The following is a 7,805-nucleotide window of genomic DNA, read 5'->3' as shown; positions in this document are numbered from 1 at the left end:
GCAACCTCCCGCCCGCCGAGGCGGAAGCCGCCTACTACGCCAGGCTTGAGGCCGTGCCGATAGCCGCGTAGGACTCAAACCAAATGGTCTCCGGGAAACCCGGGGCGGTTCAATCCCGGTCAACGCTCTGACATGCGTGTCGCTGTGTCAGGCTGATGCTGGCACCCAGTCTGTCGCTCGATAACTCACATGACGGCGCCCCGGCAGCGAGCGTCGTCGGTAGCGTCAACGACATGAGACGGACGGCGCTTGTGACGGGCCGCTACCATGCTCCCTGCAGCCCTTGCATAGCGACAAGGAGGGCGGCTTCCGCACGGGCCCGCTAAGACGGAGGATCCAAGTGGATGGCGCGCGGGTCGTACCCCGTTATCACAAGCGCGAGTCGGCGGACTGGATTCTTGTCGCAGGCTTACGAATACATATCATTTTCTGATATGTATGAAATGTGATAGGACGATATCGTCTACGAAGAATGACGCGCGAGGGGGGCAGTACAATGAACAGGATGGATGATCTGCTGCGTCGCAGAACCGATGAACGGAGGAAGGTCGCAACTGCACGTGCCCGTCAGGTCGTCGAATCTGCAAAAGGTCAGGGCATAGAGATTTCTATAGTGGGGTCTTTGGCGAGAGACCGATTCCGTGTCCACTCCGATGTCGATCTCTTGGTTCACGGAGACACCGACCCAAAGCGCCGGGTCATGATCGAGCGCCTCGTTGCCGACCGCTTCAGACGGACCGATCTGCCATACGATCTGATCTTTGCTTCGGACCTGTCTTCGGAGCGCGTGAGGGAACTACTTGATGACTGTCTTTAAGCATCCTGCCTTCGCAAAGCTTTCGGTGAAACTTGAGCGCGCTGAAAAGGAGATGCAGAAGATAGAGGCTCACATGCTCAAGCACGGCGATGGTGTGAGAAGCGGGGAATGGGGTGCTGTCAGTGCCGTCGCCCTGGGTATCCACAATGTTTATAATGGCGTCGAAGACGTCCTTCTCGGGCTGGCCAACGATGTCGACGATCTCGTTCCGAGCGGCAGTTCGATGCATCAAGACATTCTCGACCAGATGTCAGTTCCAATCGATGGCGTTCGGCCTGCCGTCCTCGACGTCGATCTTTATGAGTCACTCACGGAACTGAAAGGGTTCCGGCACCTGGTCCGACACCGCTATGGCTTCGACCTCAAGGCGGAAAAAGTGCTTGAACATTTGGATCGGGTCAGCGAAGCGCTTCCTTCCTTGACGGCGGCCGTCGTTGATTTGGAGCGAACTCTGATCGAAGAGCATACGGACGACGATGACGGCGGTGACGGTGCAGTTGGTGGAGCCTCGGGAGGGCCGTGAAGATGCTTTCGCCGACTCCCGAGCAAATTCTCCGTGCCCTGACTCCCAACAATTGCCGGCTATTGGCCCTAATCAGCAAATATCGCCCCGAAAGCGTGGCGGCACTGTGCGGACTGGCCGACAAGTCGCAATCCAATGTATCGCGCTCACTCGCGGCCTTGGAAGAAGTCGGGGTGATCTCAATGGTCGGTTCCCGGACGAAGAAGCCTGAGCTTGCGTCGGAACAGGTCGTCATAGACCTGGCCGCATTGCAAGGTGATTGAAGCGGCCGGCATCAGCCATCCCAAAGCCTGCCTGTTTAAAATCGACTACATCGCAGTAAGAGGAGCAAAACCCCGGGCGGGGTTTTGCCCCTCTTACCAGCCAACCTCTGGTTGCCCAATCTGCGTATGCGGGGACCAGAACGCCACGGATTCGGCCAGGGCGGCGACAACCTGGCGGTCCGTGGGGTCGCGTTCGCGGAAGGCGAGTTCGAGGCAGAGTTCGTTGTCTGTGCCACCGCCGGCGCGAATTTGGGCGAGGAGCTTGTCGGGCGTGATGCGTCCGTTCTCATTATAGGTAGCCGTGAAAGGCCAGTGGCCGCCCTTGTTCATGGAGCTCTGCTTGATGTGGATGATCGGCGAGATGGCGGCGAAGCGCTTGGCCCAGGCGTAGGGATCGGTGTCGGCGGGATCGGGGGAAGTCACGTCGCCATGGTCGATATCGACCATGGACTTGAGCGGAAGCGACAGGCCGGCAGCGTCAATCCGGCGCTGAAGCGCGGCGCAGTCTTCGAGCGTGTGTCCGAATTCGCGGCCGACGGACATCGGCTCCCAAAACATCCAGGTCAGGCCGCGTTCGGCGGCATGATCGGCGAGGCGGGCCCAGCAATCGAGGGCATCGCGCAGCCGCATCTCGCGCCGGTCGCAGTCATCGAAATCCCGATAGGTCAAGATCGCGAATTGCGTGCCGATCGCCGGGCAGCCGAGATCGGCGGCGATATCGGACAGTGTCTTGAACCAGTCCAAGTAATAGGCGCGCACGCCGTCGTCGGGATGGCCGAAATGGTTCAGTCGTCCGTAGGGCCCCGTCATCATCGAGGTGATGGCCACCCCATGGACGGACGCGGCGGCGGCCATGCGCGCGACGAGAGGCGCTAGCGTTCCGGCCGGCCAAGATGGACTGAGGAATTCGTGGGTCAGCTGGACATGGCCGATGCCGATCTCGTCGGCGATGACCGCCATCAGCTCCTCGGGCTCTGCGAAGCGGTTGACCAGGGGATTGGTACTGATCGAAAGGGTGAAGGCCATGGCCGCCTCTTCGTGATGGGTGGTGGTCTGACGGCGACACGGGTCGCGGACGCGAAAAACTGAGACGCAATATTTTGAAATGCGGTGCGGGTGACATAGCATCCTCGTCCAGTTTCCTGGCAGCAGCGGGACGGGTGCTCTACTGCTGGAGAGGTGGAAGCGCTATGCGGGTCGGCTTGAAATGTTGCGGACGACGAGAGATCAGGGCAGCCGCAGCGTCAGCGATGCCGTGATTGGCTAGGAGGCAAGCAGTACGATCTTCAAGTGCGGGCAGGGCTGCTTCAGAGAGCTTCTTCGTGCCGAACGTCGCACAGTCCGAGACGCGGATAACAACGCGTCGGGATGCTCCCGGATGTGCCTTGGGTTAAGCCCGCTCGAATTCATCCAGCGTGCTTTTTCGATGATGGCTTCACGGAGTACGCGTTCGCTCTGGGCCATGGGAAGTCTCAGTTTAGAGAGGTGCCCGGACGCTGCGGTTTCTTGCGCGGCATCCGAGCGGATTGTCCGGCAGGCACGTCATCAAGAGCATGCCCGAGATTCACGGTTCCGATCCGTAGTCCTTAGTTCTCGAGAACGAACGGACCGGTGTACTTGTCGACGTTTTCGGAGGTGATGATCTGGCAGTTGAACTGCTGCTTCTCGTTCTCCGGCGCAGTGCCGTCGGTCACGAAGGCGTCGGCCTGCCTTACGGCTTCGGCCGCGAACTCGGCTACGGGCTGGAGGACGGTGTAGGACATCTCGCCGGCTTTCACCGCTTCGACGGCGTCCGGATTTCCGTCGAAGCCGCCGATCACCATGCCTTCGGTCAATTTTCCGGCCTCCTTGAGGGCTGCGATCGCGCCCAGCGCCATCTCGTCATTGCCGCTGATGACGGCCTGAACGTCGGGGTTCGCCTGCAGGATCGACTGCATCTTGGTGAAGCCCTGAGTACGGTCCCAGTTGGCAACTTCCTCGGCAACCTTGGTCAGATCCGGGTACTGAGACAGCACCGTCTCGTAGCCGTTCGAGCGGGTCGCGGCGTTGTTATCTGCGGGGTTGCCGAAGAATTCGACATAATTCACCGTATCGCCGGCAAGTTCGACCCACTTCACCGCGCCGTCTGCTGCGCACTGGGCGTTGTTCGAGACGAGCTGAGCCTTGGCGAGCCCGGTTTCGTTAATCTCGGCATTGATCAGGAAGACCGGAATATCGGCTTGAACGGCCTTCTTGACGGCACCGATCGAACCATCGGCATTTGCCGGATCGAGCAGGATTGCCTTCGACTGGTTGGTGATCGCCGTGTCGATGAGATTGCTCTCCACATTGGTGTCGCCCTTGTGGGCGGCGACGGTCGCCTCATAGCCCATGTCCTGGGCAGTCTTTTGGGCGACATCGCCTTCGGTCTTCCAGTAGGGGTTTGCCGGATCGTTGACGATGATCGTCATCAGACCCTTTTCCTGCGCAAGCGCAGGACCTGCGACGAAGGCGGTCGAGGCAAGCGCTGCGAGCGCGAGGCGGCGAGTAAAGGTCATCATGCTCAGGTTTCCTCCTATTAAGGACATGATCGTTGCGCCGGTGCGACCGGCGGCTGTTCTGAAGCTTCGTGCGGCGATTTTCGATAAGCCTTGGCCGCCCGGGCACCAGATTACGGTGGTCCAGATCCCACGGGCTTCTTGCGCCGCCCGGAATACTGGATGGAGTTGAGAAGTACGGCGAAGACGATGACCGCACCGGTGAAGACCGTCTGCCAGTAGGACGAGACGCCGATGATCACGAGGCCGTCCGACAGAAAGCCGATGACGAAGGCGCCCAGCATGGTTCCGCGAATATTGCCGCGACCGCCGGTCAGCGCCGCACCGCCGATGACAACAGCGGCAATCGCCGTGAGTTCATAGGTTGTGCCGGCCGTCGGCCCGGCCGAAGTAAGCTGCGAAGAGAGGACGAGGCCTGCGATCGCCGCGCAGATGCCGGAGATGACATAGACCGAAACCGTGACGGAGCGGATGGGAACGCCGGAAAGCTCGGCTGCACGGGCATTGCCGCCGGTCGAATAGATCCAGCGCCCGAACGCGGTTCGACTCAGGATGAGGCTGCAGACGATCGCGACGGCCGCCAGCACCAGAACACCGACCGGAACGCCGAAGAGGCGTTCGAAACCGAGCCAGGCGAAACCCGTATTGCCGAGCACTTCGCGCCCGCCGAGATTGTTGTAGGTCAGTCCATTCGTCATCAGGAGTGCTATGCCGCGTGCGACATAGAGAAGTCCGAGTGTCGCAACGAAGGCGGGTACCTTGAAGAAGGCGATGAGAACGCCGTTGACGGCCCCGATCAGGGCGCCCACCGCGCAGGTGAGGATCACGACCACCCAGACTGGCGGATAGGCCGTGAAGCCGAATGTCTCGAAGGGCATACCCTGCATAAGCGCACCTGCGACAACACCGCAGAGACCGAGCGTTGAGCCCACGGAAAGATCGATGCCGCCGGTCAGAATGACAAGCAGCATGCCGACCGCGAGCAGGCCGTAAATCGCAACATGCGACGACATGATGAGGAAGTTGTTTGTGCTGAAATAGTGCGGCGATAGCATCGAGAAGGTGACGACGATCGCGATCAGCGCAAAGAACGCGCGGCCTTCGAGCAGGATTTTGGCGAGATCCAAGTCGCCGCCGAACAGGCCGGTTCCGGAGTTTTTCCGAGCGCTTGTTGTCGTGTCGGTCATCGTTTTTCCGTCCCCGCTCTCACGCCGCGACTTTGGATTCACCGGAGGCGGACATGATCGCCTCCTTGGTTGTGTCGGCGCGGAACTCGGCGGAGATTTTTCCGCGACGCATCACAACGATCCGGTGCGCGACCGAAAGGCATTCGCCGACCTCAGATGTCGTGTAGACGACGGCAAGGCCTTGTTTCGCACCCGCCGCTAGAAGCCTGAAAACTTCGGCCTTGGCGCCGATGTCGATGCCGCGGCTCGGTTCGTCGAGAAGAACCGCCTTCGGATTTGTCGCCAGCATCTTGCCGATGACGACTTTTTGCTGGTTGCCGCCCGAGAGCGAGGTGATCGGCGCGCCGCCGCCATCGGTCTTGATGGTGACGTTACGGATCGCATCGGTCACGATCGACTGCTCGCGCCTCTTCGAGGTGAAAAGTCCCTTGGTGAAGGCGCCGATCGAGGCCAGAGACAGGTTCTCGCCGACCGACATGGTCTGAACGAGACCGTCACGCTGGCGGTCTTCGGGCACAAGAACGAGGCCGGCGGCGATGCGACTTGCGATCGAACGCCCGGCAAGATCCTCTCCGTTCAGGAGAACATGTCCGGCGCTCTGGGGCAGGCGCCCAGCGACGCATTCCATGAGTTCGGTGCGGCCTGCGCCCATGAGACCATAGATGCAGACGATTTCGCCGGCTTTGACGTCGAGGGACAGATCGTCGACGACTGCGCGTTCGGGATGGGTCTTGTCGGGCACGCTGATATTCCGGATCGACAGGACAGTCTTGCCCATCTCGTAGCCGGTCGGTGGTGAGCCGAGATCATAGTTCTCGCCCACCATGTTGCGGACGATCCATTCCAGATCGATGTCTTTTCGTGGCGCTCGCGCCGTCATCTCGCCGTCGCGCAGGACGACCGCGTGATCGGTGATTTCGAGCGCTTCCTCCAGATGGTGGGAGATGTAGACGATCGAGACGCCGCGGCTTTGAAGATCGCGGATCACCTTGAAGAGGACCTCCACCTCCGTCGCGGAAAGCGCGGAGGTCGGCTCGTCCATGATGAGGATACGAGAGTTGACCGAAAGCGCCCGGGCGATCTCGACGATCTGCTGCTGGCCGAGGCGCAGGTCCTCGACCAGGGTCAGCGGATCGATATCCTCTTCGAGATCCTCCATCAAAAGACGGGTCAGGCGCGCTTCCTCGGCAAAATCGACGCCCGCATTGCCGATGATTTCACGGCCCATGAAGATGTTGTCGCGCACCGACATGTTCGGCGCGAGCGACAGTTCCTGATGGATGATCGAAACGCCCTGATCGCGCGCATCGGTTGAGGATAAGAACGCGACCGGCTTGCCGTCGAGAAGGATGTTGCCGGAGGTCGGCTTGATGACGCCGGATAGAACCTTCATCAGCGTTGATTTGCCGGCCCCGTTCTCACCGAACAGCGTCGTTACCTGACCTTTGTGAACGTCGAAGTTCACGCTCTTCAGAGCATGGATGTTGCCATAGGACTTGGAAATGTCCCGCGCCGACAGAACGATTTCGCCGATTGCTTGATCGTTTTCACATGAGACGCTCATTGGACGCTCATCCGGACTGGCGTTACCAGCCACGATTTGGGATTGATCAACTTGAAGACGCCGGTCACGTCGACCGTCTTGCCGGTGAGGTTCGCATTGTCGATCGGCGCCAGAACCTCCGACTTCATGGCGTCGTTGATGGCTGCGCCGGCATTCTGGTACTCGATCTGGTTCTTGAACTGGCCGAACTCTATCGTGCCCGTTGCATCGCGCAGATCCGTGCCGTTCACCGCCGGCCCGGTCTGGACTCGCACTGTCAATTCGTCGGGAACGCCATCCACAGCGACCGCAAAGATTCCCGACTTTCCCTCGCCGACCGTTCCTGTGAATCTTACCGGAATGACCGCGCCGATGCCTGCGGCTACACCATATTTTTCGGCGGCCGCGCCTTTGTCGGCTGCAATCGCCTCGGCCAGGGTCGGAGCATCGACCGCACGGGTCTCGATGCTGTTCCGGATCTCGGGGAACCGGGCAGTGCCGAACTCTTCCGGCGAAAAGCTCTGCGTGGAGACGGACGCGGCGCGTTCCGAACCGTCCCATACAAGGGTGGTGTCGAGTGCCATTGCCGCGAGAGCCCCGAGCGCGACGCTCGCAAGGATTACGCGGCGGGACAGAAATCCGCCGCTCGTCTGCCGGTGGTCTGTGGACTGAACGCTCATTCGTTCGACCCCTCGCGGTGTCCGTTCTGGTGTTGGAAAGGTGCGCCGAAAGACCGTGCCTGCGATGAACCGACGTTCGCCGTCGAACGCGTCGGCAGTCTTCGATGATCCGGCATCCTCCCCAGGCCGTTCGCCCCCGCTACAATCTGGCACACGAAAGGCCCGGTCGATTGGGTGACGTCGACGATCCTACTAGCTTTTCCAACAAAAGTGCAATATGTTTCTTGCGATGAAATATGTTGCACTGCGAAGATC

General features: G+C 60.4%; 8 protein-coding genes. 3 read left to right on the top strand and 5 right to left on the bottom strand.

What is annotated here, in order from left to right; all coding sequences use genetic code 11:
* The first annotated feature begins 472 nt into the window (after positions 1–472).
* The 3 genes from VQ042_RS19415 to VQ042_RS19405 are packed head-to-tail and all read left to right on the top strand — an operon-like array spanning position 473 to position 1,603.
* Positions 473–817, top strand: a complete 345-nt coding sequence (locus tag VQ042_RS19415; RefSeq protein WP_331821962.1) for a nucleotidyltransferase domain-containing protein — start codon at positions 473–475, stop codon at positions 815–817.
* Positions 804–1,340, top strand: a complete 537-nt coding sequence (locus VQ042_RS19410) for a hypothetical protein (RefSeq protein ID WP_331821961.1) — start codon at positions 804–806, stop codon at positions 1,338–1,340. The genes VQ042_RS19415 and VQ042_RS19410 overlap by 14 nt, the downstream gene beginning before the upstream one ends.
* Before the next feature lie 2 nt (positions 1,341–1,342).
* Positions 1,343–1,603 (top strand): HVO_A0114 family putative DNA-binding protein, encoded by a 261-nt coding sequence (locus VQ042_RS19405; protein WP_331821963.1) that lies wholly within the window; start codon positions 1,343–1,345, stop codon positions 1,601–1,603.
* A 93-nt stretch (positions 1,604–1,696) separates the two neighbouring features.
* Here VQ042_RS19405 and VQ042_RS19400 read toward each other — a convergent pair whose 3' ends face one another.
* The 5 genes from VQ042_RS19400 to VQ042_RS19375 form a co-directional block, all read right to left on the bottom strand.
* Positions 1,697–2,629, bottom strand: a complete 933-nt coding sequence (locus VQ042_RS19400; protein ID WP_331821960.1) for a sugar phosphate isomerase/epimerase family protein — start codon at positions 2,627–2,629, stop codon at positions 1,697–1,699.
* 560 nt (positions 2,630–3,189) lie between these two features.
* Positions 3,190–4,143 carry a D-ribose ABC transporter substrate-binding protein gene (locus tag VQ042_RS19390; RefSeq protein ID WP_331821959.1) on the bottom strand — a complete coding sequence of 318 codons (954 nt, stop codon included), beginning with the start codon at positions 4,141–4,143 and terminating at the stop codon, positions 3,190–3,192.
* Positions 4,144–4,253: 110 nt separating this feature from the next.
* Complete coding sequence (locus VQ042_RS19385; RefSeq protein WP_331821958.1) at positions 4,254–5,327, bottom strand: ABC transporter permease; 1,074 nt, start codon at positions 5,325–5,327, stop codon at positions 4,254–4,256.
* Positions 5,328–5,346: 19 nt separating this feature from the next.
* Entirely contained in the window at positions 5,347–6,891 is a 1,545-nt protein-coding gene (locus VQ042_RS19380; RefSeq protein WP_331821957.1) for a sugar ABC transporter ATP-binding protein, read from the bottom strand.
* Positions 6,888–7,550, bottom strand: coding sequence for a DUF2291 family protein (locus tag VQ042_RS19375; protein ID WP_331821956.1), 663 nt, complete (start codon positions 7,548–7,550; stop codon positions 6,888–6,890). The genes VQ042_RS19380 and VQ042_RS19375 overlap by 4 nt, the downstream gene beginning before the upstream one ends.
* Between the last annotated feature and the right edge of the window lie 255 nt (positions 7,551–7,805).

This window comes from Aurantimonas sp. A2-1-M11, assembly GCF_036549475.1.
In the GTDB taxonomy this organism is placed as follows: domain Bacteria; phylum Pseudomonadota; class Alphaproteobacteria; order Rhizobiales; family Rhizobiaceae; genus Aurantimonas.
This window is presented reverse-complemented; position numbering and strand designations above follow the sequence as displayed.

What these genes read in the sequence shown, in the direction of transcription:
- VQ042_RS19415 (WP_331821962.1), top strand. Translation starts at nt 473, where the DNA reads ATGACGCGCGAGGGGGGCAGTACAATGAACAGGATGGATGATCTGCTG.
- VQ042_RS19400 (WP_331821960.1), bottom strand. Translation starts at nt 2,629, where the DNA reads ATGGCCTTCACCCTTTCGATCAGTACCAATCCCCTGGTCAACCGCTTC.
- VQ042_RS19385 (WP_331821958.1), bottom strand. Translation starts at nt 5,327, where the DNA reads ATGACCGACACGACAACAAGCGCTCGGAAAAACTCCGGAACCGGCCTG.
- VQ042_RS19410 (WP_331821961.1), top strand. Translation starts at nt 804, where the DNA reads ATGACTGTCTTTAAGCATCCTGCCTTCGCAAAGCTTTCGGTGAAACTT.
- VQ042_RS19390 (WP_331821959.1), bottom strand. Translation starts at nt 4,143, where the DNA reads ATGATGACCTTTACTCGCCGCCTCGCGCTCGCAGCGCTTGCCTCGACC.
- VQ042_RS19380 (WP_331821957.1), bottom strand. Translation starts at nt 6,891, where the DNA reads ATGAGCGTCTCATGTGAAAACGATCAAGCAATCGGCGAAATCGTTCTG.
- VQ042_RS19375 (WP_331821956.1), bottom strand. Translation starts at nt 7,550, where the DNA reads ATGAGCGTTCAGTCCACAGACCACCGGCAGACGAGCGGCGGATTTCTG.
- VQ042_RS19405 (WP_331821963.1), top strand. Translation starts at nt 1,343, where the DNA reads ATGCTTTCGCCGACTCCCGAGCAAATTCTCCGTGCCCTGACTCCCAAC.